This window comes from Polaromonas sp. P1_F6 (assembly GCF_056405695.1).
This window is the reverse complement of the sequence record NZ_JBFUBQ010000001.1, coordinates 1,060,873-1,086,373: the sequence shown is the minus strand read 5'-3', so window position 1 is coordinate 1,086,373 and position 25,501 is coordinate 1,060,873. Positions and strand designations below refer to the sequence as shown.

General features: G+C 63.1%; 27 protein-coding genes and 1 pseudogene. 13 read left to right on the top strand and 15 right to left on the bottom strand.

Going from position 1 to position 25,501, the window contains the following annotated elements; translation table 11 throughout:
• Nucleotides 1-34: 34 nt before the first annotated feature.
• The 7 genes and pseudogenes from AC1DY9_RS05025 to AC1DY9_RS04995 all read left to right on the top strand — a co-directional run bounded on the left by AC1DY9_RS05025 (nucleotide 35) and on the right by AC1DY9_RS04995 (nucleotide 5,420).
• Nucleotides 35-1,222, top strand: a complete 1,188-nt coding sequence (locus AC1DY9_RS05025) for an ABC transporter substrate-binding protein (RefSeq protein ID WP_457280738.1) — start codon at nucleotides 35-37, stop codon at nucleotides 1,220-1,222.
• Nucleotides 1,223-1,404: 182 nt separating this feature from the next.
• Nucleotides 1,405-2,031 (top strand): LysE family translocator, encoded by a 627-nt coding sequence (locus AC1DY9_RS05020; protein ID WP_477665942.1) that lies wholly within the window; start codon nucleotides 1,405-1,407, stop codon nucleotides 2,029-2,031.
• Between the two features lie 9 nt (nucleotides 2,032-2,040).
• The gene (locus tag AC1DY9_RS05015) at nucleotides 2,041-2,904 is read left to right on the top strand and encodes a branched-chain amino acid ABC transporter permease (protein WP_457280736.1); all 864 of its coding nucleotides are present in this window, start codon (nucleotides 2,041-2,043) and stop codon (nucleotides 2,902-2,904) included.
• Nucleotides 2,901-3,923, top strand: a complete 1,023-nt coding sequence (locus AC1DY9_RS05010) for a branched-chain amino acid ABC transporter permease (RefSeq protein WP_477665941.1) — start codon at nucleotides 2,901-2,903, stop codon at nucleotides 3,921-3,923. Before AC1DY9_RS05015 ends, AC1DY9_RS05010 begins: the two co-directional genes overlap by 4 nt.
• Nucleotides 3,916-4,434: pseudogene (locus AC1DY9_RS05005) on the top strand (ABC transporter ATP-binding protein); the annotation flags it as partial. The gene AC1DY9_RS05010 and the pseudogene AC1DY9_RS05005, both read left to right, overlap by 8 nt.
• A 15-nt stretch (nucleotides 4,435-4,449) precedes the next feature.
• Nucleotides 4,450-4,668 carry an ABC transporter ATP-binding protein C-terminal domain-containing protein gene (locus AC1DY9_RS05000; protein WP_477666039.1) on the top strand — a complete coding sequence of 73 codons (219 nt, stop codon included), beginning with the start codon at nucleotides 4,450-4,452 and terminating at the stop codon, nucleotides 4,666-4,668.
• Entirely contained in the window at nucleotides 4,665-5,420 is a 756-nt protein-coding gene (locus tag AC1DY9_RS04995; protein ID WP_477665940.1) for an ABC transporter ATP-binding protein, read from the top strand. Before AC1DY9_RS05000 ends, AC1DY9_RS04995 begins: the two co-directional genes overlap by 4 nt.
• Nucleotides 5,421-5,542: 122 nt before the next feature.
• Here the strand turns inward: AC1DY9_RS04995 and AC1DY9_RS04990 are convergent, their stop codons facing one another.
• On the bottom strand, nucleotides 5,543-6,388 hold the full coding sequence (locus AC1DY9_RS04990) for an IclR family transcriptional regulator domain-containing protein (RefSeq protein WP_457280732.1): 846 nt from the start codon (nucleotides 6,386-6,388) through the stop codon (nucleotides 5,543-5,545).
• A 126-nt stretch (nucleotides 6,389-6,514) separates the two neighbouring features.
• Between AC1DY9_RS04990 and pobA the strand changes: the two genes are divergently transcribed.
• Nucleotides 6,515-7,684: a 4-hydroxybenzoate 3-monooxygenase gene (gene pobA, locus AC1DY9_RS04985; protein WP_457280731.1), complete on the top strand. Its 1,170-nt coding sequence runs from the start codon at nucleotides 6,515-6,517 to the stop codon at nucleotides 7,682-7,684.
• Between the two features lie 27 nt (nucleotides 7,685-7,711).
• Here the strand turns inward: pobA and AC1DY9_RS04980 are convergent, their stop codons facing one another.
• The 4 genes from AC1DY9_RS04980 to AC1DY9_RS04965 are packed head-to-tail and all read right to left on the bottom strand — an operon-like array spanning nucleotide 7,712 to nucleotide 9,143.
• A complete protein-coding gene (locus tag AC1DY9_RS04980) occupies nucleotides 7,712-8,038 on the bottom strand; it encodes a TfoX/Sxy family protein (RefSeq protein ID WP_477665939.1) in 327 nt (108 codons plus the stop codon).
• Nucleotides 8,039-8,087: 49 nt separating this feature from the next.
• Nucleotides 8,088-8,288, bottom strand: a complete 201-nt coding sequence (locus AC1DY9_RS04975) for a hypothetical protein (protein WP_477665938.1) — start codon at nucleotides 8,286-8,288, stop codon at nucleotides 8,088-8,090.
• A gap of 22 nt (nucleotides 8,289-8,310) precedes the next feature.
• Nucleotides 8,311-8,526, bottom strand: a complete 216-nt coding sequence (locus AC1DY9_RS04970) for a helix-turn-helix domain-containing protein (RefSeq protein ID WP_092127875.1) — start codon at nucleotides 8,524-8,526, stop codon at nucleotides 8,311-8,313.
• Nucleotides 8,527-8,573: 47 nt separating this feature from the next.
• Nucleotides 8,574-9,143 (bottom strand): DUF2975 domain-containing protein, encoded by a 570-nt coding sequence (locus AC1DY9_RS04965; protein ID WP_477665937.1) that lies wholly within the window; start codon nucleotides 9,141-9,143, stop codon nucleotides 8,574-8,576.
• A 214-nt stretch (nucleotides 9,144-9,357) separates the two neighbouring features.
• On the opposite strand from AC1DY9_RS04965, the gene AC1DY9_RS04960 reads away from it, so the two are divergent.
• Together AC1DY9_RS04960 and AC1DY9_RS04955 are read left to right on the top strand one after the other, a co-directional pair.
• Entirely contained in the window at nucleotides 9,358-10,311 is a 954-nt protein-coding gene (locus AC1DY9_RS04960) for a CoA transferase (protein WP_477665936.1), read from the top strand.
• Nucleotides 10,312-10,336: 25 nt separating this feature from the next.
• Nucleotides 10,337-11,017 carry a DUF1294 domain-containing protein gene (locus AC1DY9_RS04955; protein WP_477665935.1) on the top strand — a complete coding sequence of 227 codons (681 nt, stop codon included), beginning with the start codon at nucleotides 10,337-10,339 and terminating at the stop codon, nucleotides 11,015-11,017.
• Nucleotides 11,018-11,129: 112 nt separating this feature from the next.
• Here the strand turns inward: AC1DY9_RS04955 and AC1DY9_RS04950 are convergent, their stop codons facing one another.
• The 4 genes from AC1DY9_RS04950 to AC1DY9_RS04935 form a co-directional block, all read right to left on the bottom strand.
• Nucleotides 11,130-11,972 carry a hypothetical protein gene (locus AC1DY9_RS04950; protein ID WP_457306986.1) on the bottom strand — a complete coding sequence of 281 codons (843 nt, stop codon included), beginning with the start codon at nucleotides 11,970-11,972 and terminating at the stop codon, nucleotides 11,130-11,132.
• 152 nt (nucleotides 11,973-12,124) lie between these two features.
• Nucleotides 12,125-12,670 carry an RNA polymerase sigma factor gene (locus AC1DY9_RS04945; RefSeq protein ID WP_477665934.1) on the bottom strand — a complete coding sequence of 182 codons (546 nt, stop codon included), beginning with the start codon at nucleotides 12,668-12,670 and terminating at the stop codon, nucleotides 12,125-12,127.
• On the bottom strand, nucleotides 12,670-12,885 hold the full coding sequence (locus AC1DY9_RS04940) for a YgaP family membrane protein (protein WP_477665933.1): 216 nt from the start codon (nucleotides 12,883-12,885) through the stop codon (nucleotides 12,670-12,672). The genes AC1DY9_RS04945 and AC1DY9_RS04940 overlap by 1 nt, the downstream gene beginning before the upstream one ends.
• Before the next feature lie 277 nt (nucleotides 12,886-13,162).
• Nucleotides 13,163-15,562, bottom strand: a complete 2,400-nt coding sequence (locus tag AC1DY9_RS04935; RefSeq protein ID WP_477665932.1) for a YgiQ family radical SAM protein — start codon at nucleotides 15,560-15,562, stop codon at nucleotides 13,163-13,165.
• Nucleotides 15,563-15,730: 168 nt separating this feature from the next.
• On the opposite strand from AC1DY9_RS04935, the gene AC1DY9_RS04930 reads away from it, so the two are divergent.
• Nucleotides 15,731-16,147 carry a DUF2784 domain-containing protein gene (locus tag AC1DY9_RS04930; protein WP_457280722.1) on the top strand — a complete coding sequence of 139 codons (417 nt, stop codon included), beginning with the start codon at nucleotides 15,731-15,733 and terminating at the stop codon, nucleotides 16,145-16,147.
• On the opposite strand, the gene AC1DY9_RS04925 is transcribed toward AC1DY9_RS04930, so the two are convergent.
• The 6 genes from AC1DY9_RS04925 to AC1DY9_RS04900 all read right to left on the bottom strand — a co-directional run bounded on the left by AC1DY9_RS04925 (nucleotide 16,144) and on the right by AC1DY9_RS04900 (nucleotide 21,608).
• Nucleotides 16,144-16,488, bottom strand: coding sequence for an antibiotic biosynthesis monooxygenase family protein (locus AC1DY9_RS04925; RefSeq protein WP_477665931.1), 345 nt, complete (start codon nucleotides 16,486-16,488; stop codon nucleotides 16,144-16,146). The two genes, AC1DY9_RS04930 and AC1DY9_RS04925, sit on opposite strands and share 4 nt — an antisense overlap.
• Nucleotides 16,485-17,672: a cytochrome P450 gene (locus AC1DY9_RS04920; RefSeq protein WP_477665930.1), complete on the bottom strand. Its 1,188-nt coding sequence runs from the start codon at nucleotides 17,670-17,672 to the stop codon at nucleotides 16,485-16,487. The genes AC1DY9_RS04925 and AC1DY9_RS04920 overlap by 4 nt, the downstream gene beginning before the upstream one ends.
• 270 nt (nucleotides 17,673-17,942) lie before the next feature.
• Nucleotides 17,943-19,223 carry a fumarylacetoacetase gene (gene fahA / locus AC1DY9_RS04915; protein WP_477665929.1) on the bottom strand — a complete coding sequence of 427 codons (1,281 nt, stop codon included), beginning with the start codon at nucleotides 19,221-19,223 and terminating at the stop codon, nucleotides 17,943-17,945.
• 5 nt (nucleotides 19,224-19,228) lie between these two features.
• Nucleotides 19,229-20,533 (bottom strand): homogentisate 1,2-dioxygenase, encoded by a 1,305-nt coding sequence (gene hmgA, locus AC1DY9_RS04910; RefSeq protein WP_477665928.1) that lies wholly within the window; start codon nucleotides 20,531-20,533, stop codon nucleotides 19,229-19,231.
• Between the two features lie 50 nt (nucleotides 20,534-20,583).
• Nucleotides 20,584-21,042, bottom strand: coding sequence for a MarR family winged helix-turn-helix transcriptional regulator (locus tag AC1DY9_RS04905; protein ID WP_457280717.1), 459 nt, complete (start codon nucleotides 21,040-21,042; stop codon nucleotides 20,584-20,586).
• Nucleotides 21,043-21,146: 104 nt separating this feature from the next.
• Entirely contained in the window at nucleotides 21,147-21,608 is a 462-nt protein-coding gene (locus AC1DY9_RS04900) for a CHRD domain-containing protein (RefSeq protein WP_477665927.1), read from the bottom strand.
• 216 nt (nucleotides 21,609-21,824) lie between these two features.
• Between AC1DY9_RS04900 and ku the strand changes: the two genes are divergently transcribed.
• Both ku and ligD read left to right on the top strand, forming a co-directional pair.
• The gene (ku, locus tag AC1DY9_RS04895; RefSeq protein WP_477665926.1) at nucleotides 21,825-22,748 is read left to right on the top strand and encodes a non-homologous end joining protein Ku; all 924 of its coding nucleotides are present in this window, start codon (nucleotides 21,825-21,827) and stop codon (nucleotides 22,746-22,748) included.
• Between the two features lie 24 nt (nucleotides 22,749-22,772).
• Nucleotides 22,773-25,415, top strand: a complete 2,643-nt coding sequence (ligD, locus tag AC1DY9_RS04890; protein WP_477665925.1) for a DNA ligase D — start codon at nucleotides 22,773-22,775, stop codon at nucleotides 25,413-25,415.
• The last annotated feature ends 86 nt before the right edge of the window (nucleotides 25,416-25,501 follow it).

Below are 25,501 nucleotides of genomic sequence, written 5' to 3'. Positions count from 1 at the left end.
CTCACTGTCTTCAGTCTCAACCAGGAGCTATTCCATGACTTCACGCCGACTTGTATTGACCCGCAGTGCTGCCGTTATCGGTGCCGCTTCCACCGGCCTCTTGCTGCCCGAAATCGTGCGTGCGCAGTCCGCCAAGGTGCGTGTGGGTTTCATGCTGCCCTATACCGGCACCTTCGCCCAGCTCGGCGTCGCCATTGAAAACGGCTTTCGCATGGCCATCAACGAACAGGGTGGCAAACTCGGCGGCCGCGAAATCGAATACTTCAAGGTCGACGACGAGTCCGAGCCATCCAAAGGCATTGAGAACGCCAACAAACTGGTGCAGCGCGACAAGGTCGACGTACTCGTCGGCACGGTGCATTCAGGCGTGCAGATGGGCATCCAGAAAGTCGCCCGCGACTCCGGCGTGCTGAGCCTGATCCCCAACGCCGGCGTGCATGCCGCCACGCGCAGCCTGTGCGCGCCCAATGTGTTCCGCACGTCTTTCACCAACTCGCAACCCACGCGCGCGCTGGGCAAGGCCATGGTCGACCGCGGCCACAAAAAAGCTGTGTGGATCACCTGGAAATACGCCGCAGGCGACGAGGCCTTTGAAGGCTTCAAGGAAAGCTATACCGCCGCGGGCGGCACCATCGTCAAGGAGCTCGGCCTGCCCTTCCCGCAAGTCGAATTCCAGGCCTTGCTGACCGAGATCGCCGCGCTCAAGCCTGACGCCGTGGCCTGCTTCTTCGCCGGCGGCGGCGCAGCCAAATTCATCAAGGATTACGCCGCCTCGGGCCTGAAGGAAAAGATTCCCCTGTACGGCTCCGGCTTCCTGACCGAAGGCGTGCTCGAGGCCGCCGGCCCCGCTGCCAACGGCATCATCACGACCATGCACTACAGCGACTCGCTGCCAACGCAGCGCAATGGCCAGTTCCGCCTGAGCTACGCCAAGACCTTCCGGCTGCAGCCCGACGTTTACGCCGTGCAGGGCTACGACACCGGCCTGCTGCTGATTCAGGGCGCCAACGCGGTGAAGGGTGACCTGAGCAGCAAGCCGGCGCTCTACAAGGCCCTGGAAGGCGCCGTCATCGACAGCCCGCGCGGCAAGTGGACCATGAGCCCGTCGCACAACCCTGTGCAGGACATGTACCTGCGCGTGGTCGAGAACAAGGAAAACAAGGTGATTGGTGTGGCAGCCAAGGCGCTGGCCGACTCAGGCGCCGGTTGCAAGATGGCCTGAAGACGTGGCCCCCACGGTCGCTCACTTCGTGTAGCTCCCTGCCCCCCGAGGGGGCCGCCCGCCTGCGGTCTGGCAAAGCCAGTCCCGCGGCTCATGCTGGTATGAAGTCACATGGGCCGCCCCGCCTCATTCTTAGGTAAAACTGGTATGAGGTGTGCTTTCTGTCTTGTAGCATCCTCACCATGACGCTCACTACCTACCTCCTCTACGTCGCAGCAGTCGCCCTGCTGATCCTCACACCCGGCCCGACCATGCTGATGTGCATGACGAATGCGCTCAACCATGGTCCGCGCAAGGCCATGACTTCGGTGGCTGGAAGCGTCAGCGCGGTGCTGTCTGTGATGCTGCTGTCGGCCATGGGACTAGGCGCGTTGCTGGCGGCGTCTGAAACCGCCTTTACCGTAGCCAAGGTGATTGGCGCTGCATATCTGATCTGGTTGGGGATCAAGACCTTCCGCAGTGAAGCGGCTGTCTTTGATCCTGCCGCAGGTGAAGCACCAGCCCAGCGCCGTTCGTTTTTCCTGCGCGGCTTCCTGGTCGGCGCCAGCAACCCCAAAGCGGTCCTGTTCTTTGCCGCGTTCTTCCCGCAATTTTTGAATCCGGCCGCGCCCTTTGTGCCGCAGTTCGCCATCCTCGCCCTCACCTTCATGGCGTTTGAGTTCACCGTGCTGACCGGCTGCGCCTTGGGCGTGGCGCGCATCGCACCGCTGCTGAGATCCAGCCGGGCCGTGCGCTGGTTTAACCGCGTCTCCGGCGGTTTATTCACCCTGATGGGCAGTCTCTTGTTGTTTACGCGTCGCCACACATAAACCTGATCTATGGATCTAGCCAACTTCCTTATCCAGCTGCTCAACAGCGTCCAGTACGGCCTGCTGCTGTTCATGCTGGCCGCCGGCTTGACGCTGATCTTCGGCATCATGGGTGTGGTCAACCTGGCCCACGGCAGTTTCTACATGCTGGGCGCCTACCTGGCCTGGTCGCTCAGTACGCTGACGGGCAGCCTCACGCTGGCCATCGTGCTGGGCGCGGTGCTGTCGGTCGCCTTCGGCCTGGCGCTGGAGTGGCTGCTGTTCAGGCACTTCTACCAGCGCGACCACCTGGACCAAGTGCTGCTGACCTTCGGCCTGATCTATATCTTTGAAGAAGTGCGCTCCATCCTCTGGGGCGACGATGTCCATGGCGTGACGATTCCCGACTTGCTGGGCGCCTCGATTCCGCTTACCGACAACCTCTCCTACCCCGTCTACCGCCTCTTTATGTCGGGTGTTTGCATCGCGCTGGCACTGGGCCTTTATTTCATGATCTCCAAAACCCGCCTGGGCATGAAGATACGCGCCGGYGCCTTTAACCGCGACATGGCCGAATCGCTGGGCATCAACATCAAGCTGATTCACGCCGTGGTGTTCGCGCTGGGCGTGGGCCTGGCCGCAGTGGCCGGCATGATCGCCGCACCCGTGGCCAGCGTCTACCCCAACATGGGTTCGCAAGTCCTCATCATGTGTTTTGTGGTGGTGGTCATTGGCGGTATCGGCTCGGTGCGCGGTGCGCTGATCTCGGCCCTGCTGGTCGGCCTGGTCGACACCATTGGCAAGGTGTTGCTGCCTTCGATGGCGGGCATGCTGGTGTATATGTTGATGGCGGCTGTGCTGCTCTGGAAGCCCGAAGGTCTATTCAAGCAATGAGCTCAGCAAAAGCAAATCTCGAAATCTTGCCGCGCGGCGTTCAGGTGGCATTGGGTCTCGGCCTGATCGCGCTGATCGCCTTCCCTTTCGTCGGCACTGACTTCTACACCCAGATGGTCACGCGCATGATGATCATGGCGATTTTTGCCATGAGCCTGGACCTGCTGCAAGGTGTCACCGGTCTGGTCTCGCTGGGCCACGCAGCCTACTTTGGCCTGGCAGGTTATGCGCTGGCCTTTTTGACACCTGCCGGCGAACCTGTCAGCCTGTGGTGGACTTTGCCTGTGGCCGTGGCGGCCTCGGGCCTGGCCGCACTCATCATCGGTTTCTTTGTGGTGCGCACGCACGGCATCTACTTCATCATGGTCACCATGGCGTTTGCGCAGATGGTGTTCTACCTCTTCTTCGACAACAAGGTGCTGGGCGGCTCCGACGGGCTGTACATCAACTTCAAGCCGAGCGCGGCCATCTTCGGCTGGGTGCCTTTCGACCTCGACAAGAAAATCACGCTTTACTACTTCACGCTCGCGGCCGTGCTGCTGGTCTACGCCTTCTTGCGGCGCCTGCTCTGGAGCCCCTTCGGCCGTACGCTGGCAGGCATACGCGTCAACGAGCACCGCATGCGCGCCATGGGCTTCGGTACCTTCGGCTACAAGCTCTCGGCCTTCACGCTGGCTGGCGCGCTGGCGGGCCTGGCCGGTTACCTGTGGGGTGCGCAAACGGGCTACATCAACCCCGAGCTCATGGGCTTTCACATGAGCGCGCACGCGATCATGATGGTCATTTTGGGCGGCATGGGTAACTTCGCGGGCGCCATCGTCGGCGCCTTCGCGTTTGAATATCTGCTGCACGTCTTCAAGGACCTGCCGCAAATCGGCAGCGTCAACCTGGGCAAGCACTGGCAGCTGTGGATGGGCCTCTTTATCGTGCTGCTGGTCACGTTTGCGCCGCGCGGCATCCTGGGCTTGGTCGAAAAATTCACCCAGCGCAAGAATAAGGCGGAGGCCGGCCATGAGTGAAGTCCTCCTCAGTGCAAAGAACCTGACAAAACGCTTCGGCGGGTTGGCTGCCGTCAACGACGTATCGGTCGATCTCTGGCGCAACCACATTCACGCCGTCATCGGCCCCAACGGTGCCGGCAAATCCACGCTGACCAACCTGCTCTCGGGCGACTTGCCGCCGACCTCGGGTACGGTCACTTTGGGTGGGCACGACATCACTGGCTGGACACCCGAAAAAATCTCGGGCAAGGGCCTGGGCCGCAGCTACCAGAAGACCAACATCTTTTTGCCTTTCAGCGTCTGGGAAAACGTGCGGCTGGCGTCACAGTCGCGTGCGCCGCATGCCGCGCACTGGCTCAAGCGCGCCACGAACTTCGCGGCAGTCAACACCCGCGCAGAAGAAGCGCTGGAACTGGCCGGCCTGCAACACCGCAAGCACAGCATCGCCGGCACTATCAGCCACGGTGAGCAGCGTCAACTCGAAATCGCCATGACGCTGGCCACCGAGCCGCAGGTGCTGCTGCTCGACGAGCCGCTGGCCGGCATGGGCGTGGCCGAGGCCGAGCGCATGGTCGCCCTGCTGCTGGCCATCAAGAAAAACCACGGCATCCTGCTGGTCGAGCACGACATGGACGCGGTGTTCACGCTGGCCGACAAGCTCACGGTGATGGTCAACGGCCAGGTGATCGCCAGCGGCACGCCGGCGCAGATCCGTGCGGATGCCGGTGTGCAAGCCGCGTACCTTGGCGAGGAGCATTCATGAACACGCCAGAAAAACAAATTGACATCCTGATCGCCGCCCAGGACATCAACACCTACTACGGCGCCAGCCACGTACTGCGCGGCATAGACTTTCACGTCGCACGCGGCGAGACCATAGGCCTCATGGGCCGCAACGGCATGGGCAAGAGCACGCTGCTCAAAAGCATCATGGGCCTCGTCAAACCGCGCTCGGGCTCGGTCGCAATCAACGGCAGGCCCATGACGGGCGCCCCGCCCTACGAAATCGCCCGCCTCGGCATCGCCTATGTGCCCGAGGGCCGCGGCATTTTCGGCAATCTCAGCGTGACCGAGAACCTCAAGATGGCGGCGCGCGCCGGCAGACCAGGAAGCGCCGCAGACGGCGTGGGCCGCAGAAACGACTGGACCTACGAGCGCGTGCTGGAGACCTTTCCGCGCCTGAAAGAACGCCTGAACCACGGCGGGCAGCAGCTTTCGGGCGGCGAGCAGCAGATGCTGACGATCGGCCGCGCGCTGATGACCAACCCCGACGTACTGATCCTCGATGAAGCCACCGAAGGCCTGGCGCCGCTGATTGCGCGGGACATCTGGCGCATCTGCGGCCTGATTCGCGAAACCGGCATCAGCAGCGTGATCGTCGACAAGAACTGGAAACACGTCACCCAGATCACCGACCGCAATGTGATCCTGGTCAAAGGCCAGGTCGTGTTTGAAGGCAGCTCGGCCGAGCTGCATGCCAGGCCGGAATTGCTTGCCCAGTACCTGGGCGTTTAGGCTGCCGGCGCGCCTGCGCCATGCCGGCAATCGCTATCGCTATCGTTTTAATAGCTGATTGCGCCCGTCCCTATTGCCTTCGAGCCTGATTTCTTATTAAAACCAGACTCACGGCGGGCACCCTACAGCAGTGACCGCAACTCGCGCGCTGCATCCAGCAACAGCGGCAGCAGTTCTTTTTGCAGCAGGTCTGCACGCAGCCGCTGCGGCGACGACACCACATTGAGCGCGGCCACCGTATGCCCCTGCATGTCGCGCAGCGGCACGGCCAGCGCATGCACGCCCAGCTCATGCTCTTCGCTGGCCACGCAGTAATCGTCTAGCCGCACCTGGTCAACAAGCGCGCGAAGTTTGCGCGGGTCGGTCGTCGTGTGCAGAGTCAGCCGGGCCAGGTTGCCTGTGTCGGTCCTGGCCTTCAGCCAGGCATTGAAATCGCTTTTTGTTTTGGCAGCCAGCAGCACGCGCCCGGTGGAAGTCGCATGCGCCGGCAGGCGCGCACCGAGGTGCAAGCCGTAAGCCAGTACGCGCGCCGGCGCCGCCCTGCCGCTGTCTGCCGGTGACTTCCACTCAAAACCGCTGCGGCCGATGATGACAATCTCGTCGCCGTCCAGCACCGCGACGGAAAACGACTCCTGCGTTTGCGCGGCCAGCCGGTTCAGCGCGGGCTGAACAGCGCGCGGCAGGCGCGCGGTGGCCAGGTAGCTGCCTGAAAAGCGCAGCACCTTGGCAGCCAGCCAGAAATAGCTGCCGTCGGTTTCGAGGTAACCCAGGTGCGTGAGCGTGAGCAGGTGGCGGCGCGCGGCCGCCCGCGTGATGCCCGCGCGTTCCGCTGCCAGCGTGGCGTTCAGGCGCTGGCGCTGCGTGTCAAAACTCTCGAGCACGGCCATGCCTTTGGCCATGCCTTCAATCATGTCGGGCTTGGCGATCGGGAAAGTGCCGGTTTTCGAAACGGTTTTTGAAGTGACCATTGCGCGATCATCGCACAAGTGAGCCGGACATCGTGCAAAGCCGCAGCCACGCGCTGGGCACGGCGCACGCAGCCGCATAACCTTCTCGCATGGGGCACATTGCCCGACAAATTAAACGGAGACACCATGCGCGTACAGGTAGCCATCGTGGGCGGCGGCCCCGCCGGGCATTTGCTGGGCCAGCTGCTTTATAAGGCCGGCATCCATGCCATCGTGATTGAGCAGCGCAGCAAGGAATACGTGCTGGGACGCATACGCGCAGGCGTGCTGGAGCAAGGCACGACCGACCTGCTGGACGAGGTCGGCGTAGGCGGCCGCATGCACAAGGAAGGCCTGGTGCACGGCGGCTTTGCCCTGGGCTTTGGCGGCGCCCATCACCGCATTGATATGCAGCAACTGACCGGCGGCAAACAGGTGATGGTCTACGGCCAGACGGAAGTCACACGCGACCTGATGGACGCGCGCGCTGCAGCAGGCCTGGCAACCGCCTATGAAGCCGAAAACGTGAGCCTTCATGACTTTGACGGGCCACACCCCAAAGTGCGTTATGTGCAGCACGGCGTGGCGCACGAAGTGGAATGCGACTTCATCGCCGGCTGTGACGGCTTTCACGGCGTGAGCCGCGCCAGCGTGCCGGCCAATGCGCTGCAGACCTTTGAGCGCGTCTATCCTTTCGGCTGGCTGGGCGTGCTGTCGGAGACACCGCCGGTTTCCCACGAACTCGTCTACAGCAACCATGCGCGTGGTTTTGCCTTGTGCAGCATGCGCAGCCACACCCGCAGCCGCTATTACGTGCAATGCCCGCTGGACGACAAGGTGGAGAACTGGAGCGACGACGCCTTCTGGGACGAGCTGCGCCGCCGCCTGGCGCCCGAGCTGGCGGAAAGCCTGGTCACAGGCCCCTCGATTGAAAAAAGCATTGCGCCGCTGCGCAGTTTTGTTGCCGAGCCCATGCGCTTCGGCCGCCTCTTCCTGGCGGGCGACGCGGCCCACATCGTGCCGCCCACGGGCGCCAAGGGTTTGAATCTGGCGGCCAGCGACGTCCGGTACCTGGCTCGCGCACTGGCAGAGTTTTATGCGGGCAGCGAAGCCGGCATCAACAGCTATTCAGACACCTGCCTTCGCCGCGTCTGGAAGGCTGTGCGTTTCTCCTGGTGGTTCACCTCGCTCATGCACAAGTTTCCCGATGCAGGTGGCTTCGGGCAAAAGCTCCAGGAGGCCGAGCTGGATTACTTGATCCATTCGCAGGCAGCGTCAACGGCGCTGGCCGAAAACTACGTGGGCTTGCCGCTTTAAGCCTGAACTTTTTCGGAGTGGCGTAAATCAGGCACCCGCTGCACTGATCGCCTGCCGGGCCCACACCAGCAACTGCGCCGGGTCATCGAGCAGCTCCGCGGGCGCGGCATAGTACTTGCGCACCTGCACCACACCGTTCTTTGTTGAGTAGCTGAAGGGCCTGGAGCCCTTCTTCTCATACGCCAGGCGCGAGGTGTCGTCCACCCGGAAGTACAGGGTGTTGCCCATGACCATGGCGAACTGTTTGCCACCGTGCTTCATCGCATGGCCACCAAAGAACTTTCCATCGCGGATATCTCCCAGCGGCGCCAGCAGTTCACGCACATAGCGGACAAATTCGGCGCTGGCGCTCATGCTGCCCGCCCGGTTGCAGAGATTTTTTGCTTGAATTTCATGACAGCCATTATGGCGACGGACGCCTGCCGCCCGTCAGGCATTGCGGGTCATTGAAGGTGGCCGGATTGGCGCGGTCACAGGGAATGCTGCAATTGCCCGCACCCCGGCAAGCCGATTTAACGGACTCCTTGGCGGTTTGTTCCCAGTTGATATCGGCGCAGGCGCTGAGCAGGGCGACCAGGGCCGCGGCGATGGCAAGACGTTTCATGAGGAAGCTCCGGAACAGTGAATCAGGTGGTGTCGTCTGGCCGCGAAACCAGCAGGTCCCCCGGCTGACAATCGAGGAATTCGCAAATACGCATCAGCGTGTCAAAGCGCACACCCTTGACCTTGCCCTGTTTGAGCAAGGACAGGTTGGCTTCGGTGATGCCGACATACGCGGCCAGGTCTTTGGACCTGGCCTTGCGTTCAGACAGCATCACATCGAGTTTGACGACGATGGGCATGCGGTGAGCGGTGAGCGGTGAGCGGTGAGCGGTAGGCGGCGAAAGAGTCAGACGAACTGTGCGTTCTCTTCGGCCAGTGCCACTGCCCGCGCCATCACGGCGGCGATTTGCCAGACCATGCCGGCAAACAGCAGCGTGAGCAGTTCATTGCTGCCCATGCCCAGGGACAGTGCACGCTGGCCGGCCGGTGCGCCGGATGTCAGCACCAGGGTGATCAGCGTTGACGACACCACGCTGGCCACCACCGACGCAAAAATGCCGGCGGCAAAACCGCGCAGGTATTTGACAGTGCGCACACTGAAATATTCGGCCTGCGAAAAGCCGGAGAAGCAGCGCATGGCACACACCAGGCCGTACGACGCGCAGCACACCGGCAGCACGCCCAACAAGGCAGCAAAGCTTTTCTGGGCCAGCGTGACGTCAAGCGCCGCAGCCTGCGATGCCGACAACACAACCCCGGCGCGCAACAGCAGGCTTTCAACGGGCGTACTGAGCAGGTGGTAAGCCACCGCCAGCGGCAATGCCACCGCCAGCAAGGCACAAGCCCAGGCCAGCACGCTGCTAATACCCTGAACATCCGGCCCGGCGGGGGCCATGGGAGTTGCCGTATTTTTCAAGGGAGCACCTCTTTGCCTTGTTTAAAGGCCCTCAGTGTCTCAGAATAATTACTGTAAAACAATAATTAATAGCCATTAAACAGAAATTTCCTTCTCATCCAACCATCCGGCAGTGGCACCTGTGACGCCGCCGCTCAGGGGTTTGAGGTAAATTGACCCCACAACCGCCCGGTGCCCGACGCTTTGCGGCCCCTGCCCGTTCACAGTGACCTCCATGCCGCCCTCACCCTCCAAACCCGCCCCCATCCGCAAAACAGCCTCCACTGCCAAGGCGGTCCAGCCAATGCAGTCACTCAAGGGCGTGCGCGTGCTGAGCCTGGCGCTCAACCTGCCGGGCCCGGCCGCCCTGATGCGCTGCCGCGAAATGGGCGCCCGCTGCGTGAAGCTGGAACCGCCACCGCCCGAGGGGGCTCCGGCCGGCGCATCGGGTGACCCGATGAAGCTCTATAACCCCACCGCCTATGCAACCCTGCATGCGGGTGTGCGCATCGCCACAGCCGACCTGAAAACCGAGCGCGGCCAGACGCTGCTGCACCGCGAACTCGCCAAAACCGATGTGCTGCTCACCTCCTTCAGGCCAGCCGCGCTGGCCAAGCTGGGACTGACATGGAAAGCACTGCACAAACAGCACCCGCACCTGAGCCAGGTCGCCATCGTCGGCAGCCCGGGGGAACGGGCTGACGAGCCGGGCCACGACCTCACCTATCTGGCGCAGAACGACCTGATCACCGGTGTGGACCTGCCTGCCACGCTGTACGCCGACATGGGCGGCTCATTGATGGCCAGCGCAGCCGTACTGCAGGCGGTGATGCACCAGCGGGCAAAAGGCAAAGGTGTCTTTCTTGAAGTGGCCCTTTCCGGCGCGGCGGCTTACCTGGCCCTGCCCCGCGCCTGGGGGCTGACCCAGCCCGGTGCTGCGGTGGGCGGCGGGCATGCGGGCTACCGCGTGTACCGCTGCAAGGACGGACGCGTAGCACTCGCCGCGCTGGAGCCGCACTTTGCCGCGAGCCTGTGCGCAGCGGCCGGCGTGACGGCCTCCAGCATGAAGGCCATGTTTGCGCCTGCCACGCACGCGGCTATTGAGGCCTGGCTTCTGGGCAAGACGCGCAAGGAGCTGGACAAGCTGGCCGTGGAAAAAGATATTCCGCTACACACGCTGGAACGGTAATGCACTTGCACCGAACCATATATTCATGAGGAAGCAAGGAACGATTGCACGCTGGGACGCGGCACGCGGATTCGGATTCATCCGCGGCGAAACCTCAGGTGCAGACGTCTTTTTCCATCTGCGAGATGTACGTGGCGGCATGCAGCCGCGCCAAGGGACGGTTGTCACCTTTGAAGAAATTCACGTCGGCGGTAAAGGCCCACGTGCGATGGCGATCGAAGCAATGAGTGCCGAACGGGGTCTCACCTCCAGCCCGGCTCGCTCTCACACTGAAAAGAGGGACACCCCTCAGCGGCGCCCACAAAAGCAAGCCGCCGCCTCGGCTGCAGGACCCGGTTTCGGGCTCATGCTGCTCATCAGCATGGCCTATGGCGGGTTGATGCTTTGGGCTGTCTGGCGCTCGCTGCTGCCCTGGTGGACATTGCCGGCGTCGTTTGTGCTCAACCTGCTGACGTTCTGGGTGTACTGGGCGGACAAACGCGCGGCGCAGACCGGTCAGTGGCGCACACCGGAAAACACGTTGCAACTCCTGGCGCTGGCGGGCGGCTGGCCCGGCGCATGGCTGGCACAGCAGGTCTTGCGGCACAAGTCGAGCAAGCAATCGTTTCGGGATATCTACTGGCTGATGGTCTTCTTGCACGCGCTGCTTGTTTGGGCCTGGCTGTTTTGGCCGCCGCTGAGAAAGTCGCTGACTGTCTGGCTGTAGTTTCAGGCTATCAGACTGCATTCGCTATCAAATCAGGAGCTGCTTGCGCTCGTCTTTATTGGGCAAACGGCCGATTTTATGCACGAACCAGATGCGCCGGCGCCTTTACGCATCAATACAGGATGGAGGCTGCCGGCAGCCTTTGCCAGCGCTGCCCCAGCAACACCTGCCTGACGAAGCCGTACAGGGCCCACAACAGCAGCAGCGGGATCACCAGCGTCTGCAGCACAAAGATCACGATGAGCCGGACGATGTGTTCGGTGGCCTGCTCGGCCGCCCGCTTGAGGCTCTCGAAGTGTTTTGTCACGTCACCGTTCTTTGCCAGCCAGTCTTTCAGGCTGTCCACCAGGCCGCGGTTGTCGGGGGCTGCGGCGGCCGGCGAATTGAGCTGGCCGGCCTTGCCGGTGGCGCTGTCGATCAATTGCTGGCTGGCGGCATAGTCGGCCGCGAGGAATTTTTGCCACAGCATGTCGGTGCCCAGCGTGACCACCGGAACCGCAAAGCGCAGCATCAGCAGGATCACCAGCAACCTTGACAGCCACAAAGGCACCTGCGGCCTGCGCAGGTAACACCACCACCAGCCCAGCACCGTGGCACTCAGCGCCAGCGATACCGGCCAGTAGCTGCCGATGCTGATCAAGGCTTTCTGAACGCCGAAAGCAACACTGGCCGCCAGCATCAAATGCGAAAACTGCTCCACCAGGTCGTTGACGGGATCCAGGATTTGCCCGGGCGCAAACGTGACGCCCACGCCAAAAGGCTGCACCGACGCTTCGGTCCCCTGCGCCACCGAAATCACGCCGTTGAGCAGCCTGGCCGTGGCAAAACTCAGCAGCGCCCTTTTCAGGCCGGCATCCACCTGCCGCATGGCGGGCGCATCCAGCGGCGCCAGCCATGCACAGGCCAGCACAGCGGCCATGGTGAAAGCAGCAAGTGCTTTGCGGGCAATGTCCATGGTGTCTCCAGAAGGTGTGAATGAAGCCAGGGTCAGTAGAAGGTCTGAGGCCTGGCGGCTTGCCTCTACTTATCTTGCCAGAGAACCCCATCACATGCGGCCGTAACTACCCTCTCCTGCTGATCGCAAGGAACCATGACGGTCAAGCGGCCTCATGCGTCGGCCTTCCCTCGGGCAGCTCCATCCGGCCGCAGGTATTCACGCACCATCGCACGCGCCCGGTGAATACGGCTTTTGGTGGCTTCGCGGGTGAGCTGCAGGCGCTGCGCGATTTCGGTGATGGTGAGCTGCTCCATGTCGCGCAACAGCACCACCTCACGGTACATCGGCGGCAAGGATTCCAGTGCCCGGACCAGGTCGATACGCAATTCGTCCTGCGGCATCTGCGCGAAGTACTGGTCCTTGTCGTAGTCGGTAAGCGCCTGGGTGCCGCGCATCAGCGCAAGCGCCGGCATCATGCACAGCCGCGCGATGATCTTGAACATCCAGCCGCCCAGGGCTGCGGCGTCACGCACGGTGCCGACGCGGCGGTAGATGATGATGAGCGCCTCCTGCACCACGTCTTCGATGGCGGAGCCGCGGTGGCACTGGTAGCGGGCGTAACGGCGGGCATCGGGCTGCAGCTGCCGCAGCAGCGAGGCCAGCGCGGCCGGGTCACCGGCCTGCGCTGCGGCAAAAAGGGCTATTTCAATGGCCATCACCAAGGGCCCGGCTTTTCCAGCTTGCGGCCCACCATGGCGCAAGCCGGGCAAAAACCCAACAGCCCTGTCAGCACCGTGACCACACCGGCGCAGGCCGCGAGCAAACCAGGCGGCGTTACACCCAGCACCAGCAGGCCGCAAACGGCCATCAAGGCGCCGGACACACCACGCGCCCAACGCTCTTTGGGCCCCACATTTTTGCGATAGAACATGAAATCTCCTTTGGCTGCCGTCAAAAATGCGGCATCGCTGCAAGGAGGGGTCATGCGGGCAAAAGGATTCACGTTGGGGGAAATATTGTTGGGATATTTTTGAGATGGAGCACCCGTCAAGCTTAGCCGGGCACACCGAAGCTGCCGGTACGTGCACGTAGTTGCTATCAATTCAATAGCTGCTTGCGCACGTTCCCATTGGGCTCAAAGCCAATTTCATTCATAAAAAAGGCTCCATCGGAGCCTTTTTACATCGAAATACCTGCGCTGGCAGCGCCTAGCGGCCCTTGCGGCCACCGGGCTTGCCACCGGCGCCCTGCGCCAGCGGCGGCAGGCCGGTGTGACGGGTCAGCAATCGGCCCTTTACCACCGGCGAAGCCTTGACTGTGGTGGCCGTGCCGGTCGAGTTCTTGCGCCGCGCGCTGGTGTAGCTGCCGTCGGTCATCGGCTGGAAGGTCGGGATCAGGTGGTGCTTGCCGTTGCCGATCAAATCAGCGCGGCCCATGGCCTTGAGCGCCTCGCGCAGCACCGGCCAGTTGTTGGGGTCGTGGTAACGCAAGAAGGCCTTGTGCAGCCGGCGGCGGCGCTCGCCGCGCACGATGTCCACCGTCTCGCTGTCGCGCGTGATCTTGCGCAGCGGGTTCTTGTTGGTGTGGTACATCGTCGTGGCCGTGGCCATCGGACTCGGGTAAAACGTCTGCACCTGGTCGGCCCTGAAGCCGTTTTTCTTGAGCCAGATCGCCAGGTTCATCATGTCTTCGTCGCTGGTGCCCGGGTGGGCGGCGATGAAGTACGGAATCAGGAACTGCTTCTTGCCGGCTTCCAGCGAATACTTGTCGAACATCTGCTTGAACTTGTCATAGCTGCCGATGCCGGGCTTCATCATCTTGGTGAGCGGGCCCTGCTCGGTGTGCTCGGGCGCGATCTTGAGGTAGCCACCCACGTGATGGCTGACAAGCTCTTTCACGTACTCGGGGCTTTGCACGGCCAGGTCGTAGCGCAGGCCGGAGCTGATGAGAATCTTCTTCACGCCCTTCAAGGCCCGCGCGCGGCGGTACATTTTGATCAGCGGGTTGTGGTCGGTATTGAGGTTGGAGCAGATGCCCGGGTACACGCAGCTCGGCTTGCGGCAGGCGGCCTCGATCTCGGGCGACTTGCAGCCGATACGGTACATGTTGGCGGTTGGCCCACCCAGGTCGGAGATCGCGCCGGTAAAACCCTTGACGGTGTCGCGGATCGCCTCGATCTCGCGGATGACAGAGTCTTCGGAGCGGCTCTGGATGATGCGGCCTTCATGCTCGGTGATGGAGCAGAAAGTGCAGCCGCCAAAGCAGCCGCGCATGATGTTGACGCTAAAGCGGATCATCTCCCACGCCGGGATCTTGGTGGCGCCGTCATGGCTGCCGTTTTCGTCGGCATAGCGCGGGTGCGGTGAGCGCGCGTAAGGCAGGTCGAAGACGTAGTCCATCTCGGCCGTGGTCAGCGGGATGGGCGGTGGCGTGATCCACACGTCGCGCGCGGTGGCACCCTCGCCGTGGGCCTGAACCAGGGCGCGTGCGTTGCCGGGGTTCGTCTCAAGGTGCAGCACGCGGTTGGCGTGGGCATACAGCACCGCATCGCTCTTGACCTGCTCGTAAGACGGCAGGCGGATCACGGATCGGTCGCGCGGGGGAACCTTGATCTTGCCCTGCGCAGTGTGCACTGTGGACGGCAGATTCGGGTTGGCGACGAAAGTCAGCGGCTTGATGGCCGGGTTGGCCGCGGCGGCGGGCTTGACGGCCTTGGCGAGCACAGGCGAGCCTTTTGCTTCCGCCTCAACCGCCACTTCAGCGGCTTCATCTTCCCGCGCGCAAGTCGCGCCCTGTTCCCGCGCCTGGTCGGAAATCATCAGATATGGGTTGACATGCGCTTCGACCCGGCCCGGTGCATCCACGCTGGTGGAATCGATTTCAAACCAGCCGTTGGCGGTTTCGTCGCCAGTGCGGCGGATAAAGGCGGTGCCGCGAACGTCGGTGATGCTGCCCACCGGCTCTTTAGCCGCCAGGCGATGGGCGATCTCGACTATCGCGCGTTCGGCATTGCCGTACAGCAACAGGTCGCATTTCGCATCGACCACCACGCTGCGGCGAACTTTGTCGGACCAGTAGTCGTAATGCGCGATGCGGCGCAGCGAACCTTCAATGCCGCCCAGGATGATAGGCACGTCTTTGTAGGCTTCGCGGCAGCGCTGTGAATACACCAGCGCCGCGCGGTCGGGGCGTTTGCCGCCGATGTCGCCGGGGGTGTAGGCGTCATCACTGCGGATCTTGTGGTCCGCCGTGTAACGATTGATCATCGAGTCCATGTTGCCGGCGGTCACGCCGAAGAACAGGTTGGGCTTGCCCAGCACGCGGAAGGGTTCGGCGCTTTGCCAGTCGGGCTGGGCGATGATGCCGACGCGAAAGCCTTGCGCCTCCAGCATGCGGCCAATGACGGCCATACCGAAGCTCGGGTGGTCTACATAGGCGTCGCCCGTGACGATGATGATGTCGCAGCTGTCCCAGCCGAGCGCGTCCATTTCGGCCCGGCTGGTGGGCAAAAATTTGGCCGTGCCAAAGCGGGCCGCCCAGTACTTGCGGTAACTGGTGAGCGGCTTGGCGGCGCGCGCAAAGAAGGAGACGTCGACGGGGGCGTTCATGGAGGGTTTGGGGTAACCCTCCATTGTAAGGTTTACCCTGAGTTTTGCCTCTTTATTCGGCATTTAAGCCCTACAAACACCTCTCAATGCACGATTGGCACGTTTAAAGTGGCCGCGTGGCCACGAACGGCCGCGAATAAACACGCTTTACTGACTCCTCACACACCCATGAGCCCTTTCACCGCTGCCCTGCTAGCAGACTCGATCCTGGTGTTGCACGTCGCTATCGTCGCCTTTGCCGTGCTCGGCCAACTACTGTTCATGGCCGGCGGCTGGTGCGGTTGGGTCTGGGTTCGCGCGCCGTGGGTCAGGCTCACGCATCTGGCGCTGATCGGCTTTGTGGTGGCGCAAAGCTGGCTGGGCGAGATCTGCCCGCTCACCATTTGGGAACAGGCCCTGAGGCAGCTGGCCGGGCAAGCCAGTTATGGCGGCTCCTTCATTGAGCACTGGCTGTCGCGGCTGATCTTCTTCAACGCGCCGGCGTGGGTGTTCATGGTGGCTTATACCGGATTCGGCCTGCTGGTGTTGCTGAGCTGGTGGTGGTGGCCGCCCCGCTGGAAGCGCGCCAGGCCCCGCAGCGCCTAGCCGTGCTGCTCGCGGCTGTCCGCCGGCGCCTCGTCCCGTTCGTTCAGCCCGTAGTCACGCAGCACATGGGCCACACGCAGGCGGTAGTTTTCAAACACGCCACCGCGCCCGCGGCTTTGCGCCTTGCGGTGGGATTCCAGACGGCGCCATTCCATCACGGCGGCTTCGTCCCTGAAGAATGAGAGCGATAGCAGCTTGCCCGGGTTGCTCAGGCTTTGAAAACGTTCGACGGAAATAAAGCCGTCTATTTGCTCGAGCTGCGGCTTGAGCGCAGCAGCAATATTGAGATAGGTCTGCATGTTGCCTTCAGCGGGCTGCACTTCAAAAATGATGGCGATCATGTGGAGCTTTCAGTCGCGGTATCCATCAGAAAAAACGGGATGCGGGCGTTCATGGAAGGCCGGTAGTGCCAGCTGCCCAGTGTCGATAGCTGCAGCTTGCCTGAATCCAGCAAGGACTGGATGGCTGCGGCTGCGACGGTGCAGGCCAGCGACTGACCGGGGCACTGGTGCGCGCCCCTGCCGAAGCCGGGCACCTCACGGCTCGCGCGGTCCAGCAAAAACCGGTCGGGCTCCGGGTTGCACAAAGGGTCACGGCCGGCGGCCGCCAGAACCACCAGGATGGCATCGCCCGCCTTCAGGGAAACCCCCGCCACCTCCGTTGCCTCTGCCACAAAACGGCGCGTGTTGTGGATGGACGGGTCGTGGCGGCTGACCTCGTTCACCATCTGAAGCAGCTTGCCCGGATCCTGCCCCACGGTTTCGGCCAGGCCCGGCTGCGTGGCCAGGGCCACCAGGCTGTTCCCGACAAGTCCGGCAGTCGCCTCGCAGGTCTGCGACAGCAGGCCGACCAGGTTGGCGAGCAACGCTGCGGCGTCATTCCAACCCGCCTTCTGCGCTTCCAGCCGGACACGGGCGACGGCGCTCTCCGGGCTTGCGTCCGCCTGCACCAGCGCCGAGAACCTTGCCAGCAAGGCCGCTGCAGCATCACCCGCCGCAGCTAACTGCTCCGGCGTGCTGAGCGGAGACAGGCACGCCACAAAGTCGCGCGTCCAGCCTGCAACAAGCGGCAGTTCGGCCTCCGCAAAACCCAGGGCATCAGCGACTGCCATCACCGGCACATCAAAAACCCACTGCGACAACGCCGCTCCGCGCAGGGGTTCGCCACCCATGGCCTTCGCCGCAATCAACCCGGTGTGCTCGCCAACACGGTCCAGATCCAGCGCGGCCAGGAAACGCTGCAAGGCCAGTTTGGGTGCGTCGTGCCGGAGGCCGTCGTTCATGCGAACCAGGTGGCCGAACACCTCACCCGCCGCCGACCCGACGATGGCCTGCGGCACGGGCTCAGCCGCCGGCCTCACACGGCATGCCGGGTTGCCCAGCACGGCATTGACCGCGGCCGCACTGGTCGCGACCCAGAGCTTGCGTGGTGCGTCAAACACCAGCGGTGGGCCGGCCACCAGCGCGGCGTAATAAGGATAGGGGTTAGGGTGGCTGGGCGCCGCAAGGACGTGTTCGGGATGCATGGGCGTCATTTTTGCCCAGATGGCTGGCGTGATGCTTCGTTGCCGGTCGAAGTATCAGCAGCAGCAGCAGCCCATTGGAAAGTCTTGCCAAGGGGCGAGGCAGAAGCCGGGCTGAAACGGGAGCTAAAAGTGATTCAAGGCCGCCTTTGCGCATTGAAACCCGCCTCACGGCCCCAAAACCGTGTTTTTACCTATGAAAAGAGCCTGTAGCCCTTATACATCGGGCGCAAGTTGCTATTAAATTAATAGCGAATCACTCTCCTTCAGGCTTCACTGCGGCCGCCTGGCCGGCAGCACCTGCCCACGGCATTCGCCAAAACCAATGCGGCGGAAGCCTTCGCGCACGCAGCTTGCACGCAGGATGACGGCGTCGCCGTCCTGCAGGAAGATGCGCTTTTCGCCATTGGCCAGGGTCAACGCATTCTTGCCGCCCATGCTCAGCTCCAGCAACGAGCCGGCCTGTTCCGGCGCCGGGCCTGACAGCGTGCCCGAGCCCAGCAAATCACCGGGCTGCAGGTTGCAGCCGTTGACGGTATGGTGCGTGAGCAGCTGTGCCACCGTCCAGTAGGCGTCGCGAAAGTTCGACTGCGACAGGCGCTCGGGGCCCCGGCCGGCTTCCCGCATGGCCTCGGTCTCTATCCACACTTCCAGCGCCACATCCATACCGCCCAGGCGGCGGTTGCCTTCCGAGTCCAGGTACGGCAAGGGCTGCGGGTCGCCTTCGGGCCGTACGAACGGTGCGCGAAACGGCGCCAGTGCCTCCATCGTGACGACCCACGGCGAGAGGGTGCTGGCGAAGTTTTTGGACAGGAACGGGCCGAGCGGCTGGTATTCCCAGGCCTGCACGTCACGCGCCGACCAGTCGTTAAGCAGCACCATGCCAAAGGCATGTGCTTCAGCCTGAGCCATGGCGATGGGCTCGCCCAGCGCGTTGCCCTGCCCCACCAGTACGCCGAGTTCCAGTTCGTAGTCGAGTCGCTGGGTGGGACGCAACGCGGGCGCCGCGTCGTCCGGGCCTTTGGTCTGGCCCAGCGGGCGGGGAAAGGCCTGGCCGCTCACGCCGATGGACGACGCGCGGCCGTGGTAGCCGATGGGAACCCACTTGTAATTGGGCAGCAGCGGCGCATCGGGCCGAAACAGCTTGCCGACGGTGGTGGCGTGGTGGATGCCGGTGTAAAAGTCGGTGTAGTCGCCGATGCGGCAAGGCAGGTGCAGGGTCACCGAATCCTGGGGGGACAAAAAGTTCTTCCACTCAGCCTGCTTTGAGCTGCCCTCTGCGAGGCCTCGCGAGATCGCCGCTCTCAGCGCGCTCGTTGTCGCCAGGCTTTGTGCCATCAACCCGTTCATATCACCGGTATCGAGCAGCCCGGCCGCCCGAACATCCAGCACCTGGTCGCCAATGGCCACGCCGATCTTGCGCGCGCCCTGCGGCCCCTGGCTGTAGGTGCCAAACGGCAGATTCTGGATGGGAAAGTCTGTTCCCGCGTCATTCGCAGATGCGACCCAGCTGCGCAGCCCAAGGTCGTGGGTGGCGTTGAGTGACTGGTTCATGCGCGTCAGCCCTTGAACTGGTCTTTGAGCCCGGCCCAGCAACTGCTGTAGCCGGCATCCAGCGCCCCACCCTCCAGCGCATAGGCCGTCGGGATGAAGCGGTAGCGGCTTTCAAACATGAAGGCCAGCGTGTTGTCCAGCTTGTGCGGCGCCAGTGCGGCCGTGCTGGCTTTCTCGAAGGCTTCGGTGTCCGGGCCGTGCGGCACCATGCAGTTGTGCAGCGACGCGCCGCCGGGCTTGAAGCCTTCGGGCTTGGCGTCGTACTGGCCATAGACCAGGCCCATGAATTCGCTCATGAGGTTGCGGTGGTACCAGGGCGGGCGGAAGGTGTTCTCGGCCACCAGCCAGCGTGGCGGAAAGATCACGAAGTCGCAGTTGGCCGTGCCCGCTGTGTCCGAGGGCGAGGTCAGCACGGTGAAGATGGATGGGTCCGGATGGTCATAGCTGATGGAGCCGATGGTCATGAAATGGGCCGTGTCGTACTTGTAAGGCACCAGGTTGCCGTGCCAGGCCACCACATTGAAGGGGCTGGCCGCTCGCCTGGCCGACCACAGGCGGCCGCCGAATTTCTTGACGATCTCAAAGCCGCCCTTGGGCGCAGGCGCGCTGTCGAACGCCGCCGTAGGCGCCAGGAAGTCACGCGCATTGGCCAGGCCGTTGGAGCCGATCGGACCGAGTTCCGGCAGGCGAAAGTGCGCGCCGTAGTTTTCGCAGACGTAGCCGCGCGATGCGCCGTCGGGCAGGCCCACGCTGAAGGCCATGCCACGCGGCACCACGGCGATTTCCCCGGGAGTGACATCCAGGATGCCGAGCTCGGTCGTGACCACCAGCCGGCCCTGCTGCGGCACCAGCAGCATCTCGCCGTCGGCATTGACCAGCGCGCGTTGCAACATGGAACGATTGGCGACATACACCTGCGCGGCCATGCCCGTCTGCGCTTCGGCGTCGCCGTTGGCGGCCACAGTGCGAATGCCGTCCACAAAATCCAGCGGCTCGGGGGGAATGGCGAATGGATTCCAGCGCAAGGGATCGGGCGGCACGGCGCAGCCACCCGCCGCGCCGGTCGTCCACTGCGGCTGTTCATACGGCTTGTAGCCACCTGTCATCACAGAAGGCTGGCGGCGGTACATCCAGGTGCGGCGGTTCTCGGCGCGGGGCGCGGTGAAAGCGGTGCCGGAAATCAGCTCGGTGTACAAATCGTGCGGCGCGCGCTGCGGGCTGTTGCGCCCTTGCGGCAGCGCGCCGGCAACGGCCTCGCTGGCAAATTCATTGCCGAAGCCGGACTGGTAATGCAAGGTGTTGGTGCTCATGGATGTTTCCCCCGGGAATCTGCAATGTTCAGTTCAACGAATCGACGCCATCATTCTTCAGCATCGCCGGGCTCACCACCGCCGGCCTTGGCCTTCTCGATCAGCCTGTCGAAAAAATCACTGAGCTGCGTGCGCTCGGCCGCGCTCAGCACGCCAAAAATATCCTGGTTGCGCTGCCCCACCACTTCCATGGTGCGCTGCCATGCCTTTTTGCCTTTGGGGGTGAGTGTCAGCACCACGCCGCGCCCATCCGTCGGGCTTGCGGCCTTGACGACCAGGCCCTGATCGACCAGCGACTGGGCCGCACGGCTGGCCTGGCCTTTGTTCAGATTGGCTTTTTGCGCGAGGTCGTTCACCGACAGCGGCGCGAAGGTGCCCACGGCCGTGAGGCAACGGGCATCACTCATCGACAGGCGCGCGTCCGCCACATAAGCACGCTGGCTTTCAATGTCCGTCAGCTTGTGCAGAAGGTGCAGGCGGTAGGTCAGGGTTCTGTCGAGCTTGATCATGTAGCGACCGGGTAAGTTTATGGTTGCGTCCGCAACTATAAACCGATCCGGTTGCGCCCGCAACCATTTATCAAGACGGGCCCGAGGGGCCTCTTCGGGAGGCCCTAGTTACGCACCATCGTCATCTGGCCGCGCACTTCCCCTGCGGGATAAGCAGCTGTGTGGATGTTGGCATACCAGCGGCCCGCCATCAGGTCGGCGGCCTGGGCGGCCGTCAGTGTGGCGCTGCCGTCCATGGGGGTGCGGAGGGGGCTGGCCCACCCCAAAGCAACACCGGCGTTGGCGCCGATGGCGGCCGGACCATGGAAGTGTCCCGCAGTCGCCGGGCCGGTCAGACGGGTGTAGTTGACCTTCCAGCGCAGCAGGTTGGTACTGGTATCGAAAACGGCATCGACCGAGCCGCTACCGGTGCTGGCATTGGCGGGCACCTCATTGGCGCCGCGAAGCTGCGTGGTGAATGCGACCAGGCTGGATTGCTTGTTCATCACGCCGCAGCCCGTGATGGCGGCAGCGGCTACGGTCATCGCGGCAAGGGAAACTCGGGTGGCGGCGCGGCGTGAAAGCATGGGTCGGCTCCTTGAAAAGTTGCAGCCGATTGTGCGTGCTGCACGCAGATCAAACCCGTAGGACAAACCCCATGCGAACAGTCGGTTCCGGACGACGCCCGTACCCCAACGCACACCGACACGCGCGCGTGCACGCGGGCCGGAGACTGGACTGATCGTTGTGGCCTGCATCCTCCCTCAGGCCAGCCCGCAATCATCAGCAGAAAGACTCACACCATGGCATCGCGCGTTTTATGGAAAGGGGCCATCAGTTTCGGCCTGGTTCACATCCCCGTAGCGCTGCATTCGGCCACCTCGGAAAGCGGCATTGACTTCGACTGGCTGGACAAGCGCAGCATGGACCCTGTGGGTTACAAGCGCGTCAACAAGCGCACGGGCAAAGAGATCACCCGGGAAAACATCGTCAAGGGCGTCGAATACGAAGACGGCCAGTACATCGTGCTGTCGGAAGAAGAGATCAAGTCCGCCTACCCCAAGACCACCCAGACCATTGAAATCGAAAGCTTTGTGCCCAACACGGAGATTCCTTTCGTTTACCTGGAGCGGCCCTACTACATCGCCCCCATCAACAAAGGGCAAAAAGTCTACGCACTGCTGCGCGACACCCTGCTGAAGACGCAGCGCGTGGGCATCGCCCGCGTCATCATCCAGACCAAGCAGCACCTGGCCGTGCTGGTGCCCTCGGGGCCTGCCTTGATATTGAACCTGTTGCGCTGGGGTGCAGACATACGGTCGCTGGAAGAGCTCAATCTGCCGCCCATAGGCGCCAAGGCCGCCGGCCTGACCGACAAGGAACTCGCCATGGCCAAACAGCTGGTGGACGACATGACCGGCAAGTGGAAGCCCGATCAGTTCACCGACTCCTTCAAGGACGACATCATGGCGCTGGTCAAGCGCAAGGCCAAAGCAGGCAAGTTGGAGAATGTGGTGCAGCCGGAGGAAGAAGAGACCGAAGGCCGCTCCAGCGCCAAGATCATCGATCTGACGGAATTGCTGCAGCGCAGCCTGCGTAAAGGCGGCGGCGACGGACCCAAAGCCAAGGCGGCAGCCACGACCAAGGCGTCCACCAAAACCCCGGCGCGCAAGAAAACCGCAGCCAAATCGCCCTCGCATGCGCCCGCAAGGCGGCGCGCCGCCTGAGTTCCGGCCGCATGAGCCGACGACATGGGCGCCCGCGACCTGCTGAAAAACTACCGCGCCAAGCGTGACTTCGCGCGTACGCCGGAGCCCGCTCACGGCGGCGCCCGCTCGGATAAAGCCCTCAGCTTCGTCATCCAGAAGCACGACGCGAGCCGGCTGCACTACGACTTCCGTCTGGAGTTGCAAGGCACCCTCAAAAGCTGGGCCGTCCCCAAGGGCCCCAGCCTGGACCCGGCCGTCAAGCGCATGGGCGTGCATGTAGAAGACCACCCGCTTTCCTACGCCGGTTTTGAGGGCAGCATCCCGGCCAGACAATACGGAGCGGGCGACGTGATCGTGTGGGACCGCGGCTTGTGGACGCCGATCGGCGACCCGGTGAAGGGGTTCAAAAGCGGCAAGCTCAAGTTTGAACTGCATGGCGAAAAGCTCAAGGGCGGCTGGACCTTGGTGCGCATGCACGGGCGAGGCGACGAATCCCATGAACCCTGGCTGCTGATCAAAGAGCACGACGAGCATGCCCGCGCCGAAAAAGAGTTTGACGTACTCAAGGCGCTGCCCAACAGCGTGCTCTCGGGCAAGCCTCTGCCGCGCGATGCCACAGCCAGCACCGCCGTAAAGAAAGCGCTGACGGCGCCTGTCAAAAAAACCCGGGCCAAGGCACGCCCAAAACAAGCTGATGCAAGCATTCCCGAAGGCGCCATCAAGGCGAAGCTGCCCGAAACGCTCGCGCCGCAACTGGCCACGCTGGTCACGCGCCCGCCTGCCAGCCCCGAAGGCTGGGTTTATGAAATCAAATACGACGGTTACCGGTTGCTGGCGCGTATCGACGGCTCATCAGTTCGCCTTTTCACACGCAAGGGCAACGACTGGACCGACAAGCTTTCCAGGCTTGCCAAGGCTGTGGCTGCGCTGGAACTGCCTTCAGGCTGGATCGATGGCGAGATCGTGGTGATGAACGAACGCGGCGTCCCCGACTTCGGCGCGCTGCAAAACGCTTTCGACCATGCGAGTACGGCGGACATTCTTTACTACGTGTTCGATCTCCCATTTTTTGACGGGCTGGACCTGCGGCAACTGCCACTGGCGCAGCGCCGTGAAATCCTCTGCGCGCTGGTCACCCGCAATCCGCAGGACACCATCCGTTTCAGCGATGCGTTTGATGAAGCACCGCAGGATCTGCTTGAGTCGGCCCGGCGTGTCGGGCTGGAAGGTGTGATCGGCAAACGCGTGGACTCGGCTTACGTGTCACGCCGCTCGCCGGACTGGATCAAGCTCAAAACCCAGTTGCGCCAGGAGTTCGTGATTGGGGGTTACACCGCACCCAAAGGCTCGCGCATCGGATTGGGCGCATTGATGCTGGGCGTCCACGATGAAGAAGGTGCGCTTCAATACGCCGGCAATGTCGGCACCGGCTTCAACGACGAGATGCTGGACACACTGAAAGCCCGGCTGGAAAAACTTCACACCGATCGCAGCCCGTTCGCAAAGCTGCCCGCCGGCGTCAAAGGCCAATGGGTCAAGCCGCGTTTGCTGGCCGAAGTGGCCTTTGGTGAATGGACCCATGGCGGCCATATCCGCCACTCCGTATTCCAGGGCCTGCGCACCGACAAACCCGCAACAAACATCCTCCGTGAAAAACCCGCCGTCCTGGAGCGCGGCAAGAAAGGCACTACCGTGAACCCCGCCCAAAAAACCTCCACCGAAAAACCTACCGCGAAGGGTGGCCTGAACGTCCCTGAAAAAAAGACCGCGAAGTCCGCCCCTGCAGCGCTGAAGTCCCTGCGTGTCACGCATGCTGACCGGGTGATCGACAGCAGCACCGGCTTCACCAAGCAAAACGTGGTCGAGCACTACGCACAGGTCGCGGCGCTGATGCTGCCGCACCTCAAGGCCCGGCCCACCGCGCTGGTGCGCGCGCCTTCGGGCATAGGTGGTGAGCTGTTCTTCCAGAAGCATGCCGAAGCTACGTCAATTCCCGGCATCAAATTGCTGGACCCCGCGCTGGACCCCGGCCATGGTCCGCTGCTGGAGATTCCCTCCACAGCCGCCCTGCTGGCGGCCGCGCAGATCAACGTGATCGAGTTCCATACCTGGAACGCCACCACGCGCGCCATCCACAAGCCCGACCGCATGACGTTCGACCTGGACCCGGGTGAAGGCGTTGCCTGGCCGCAGGTTCAGGAGGCCGCGCAGCTGGTGCGCGCTTTCCTTGACGAACTGAAGCTCGTGAATTTCCTGAAAACCAGCGGCGGCAAAGGCCTGCACGTGGTGGTGCCGCTCAAGCGGCAATACGATTTCGACACCGTGAAGGATTTCTCGCATGCCATCGTGATGCACCTGGCCACCGTGATCCCCCAGCGCTTTGCCGCCAAGAGCGGCCCTAAAAACCGCATCGGCAAGATTTTTCCGGACTACCTGCGCAATGGATTTGGCGCCACCACCGTCGCGGCGTGGTCCATGCGTGCCCGGCCGGGCCTCGGCGTGTCCGTCCCTGTCGATTGGGATGAACTGGCCTCGCTGACCGGCGGCGCACACTGGACGGCGCAAACCCTGGGCGGGCGCCTGGCCATCGGCAACCAGCCCTGGGAGACTTACGAGGCGTCACGCAACGGGCTCACCGCCGCCATGAAACAAGTGGGCTTCAAGGCGCCACCGGCCGCGAAATAGCCCTCACGGCGGCCCTGCCTGGGTTGTCGTTGCACTCCTACAGACCCAAGGCCGATGGCCTGACACGCGGGTGAAGGGCTTGAGCC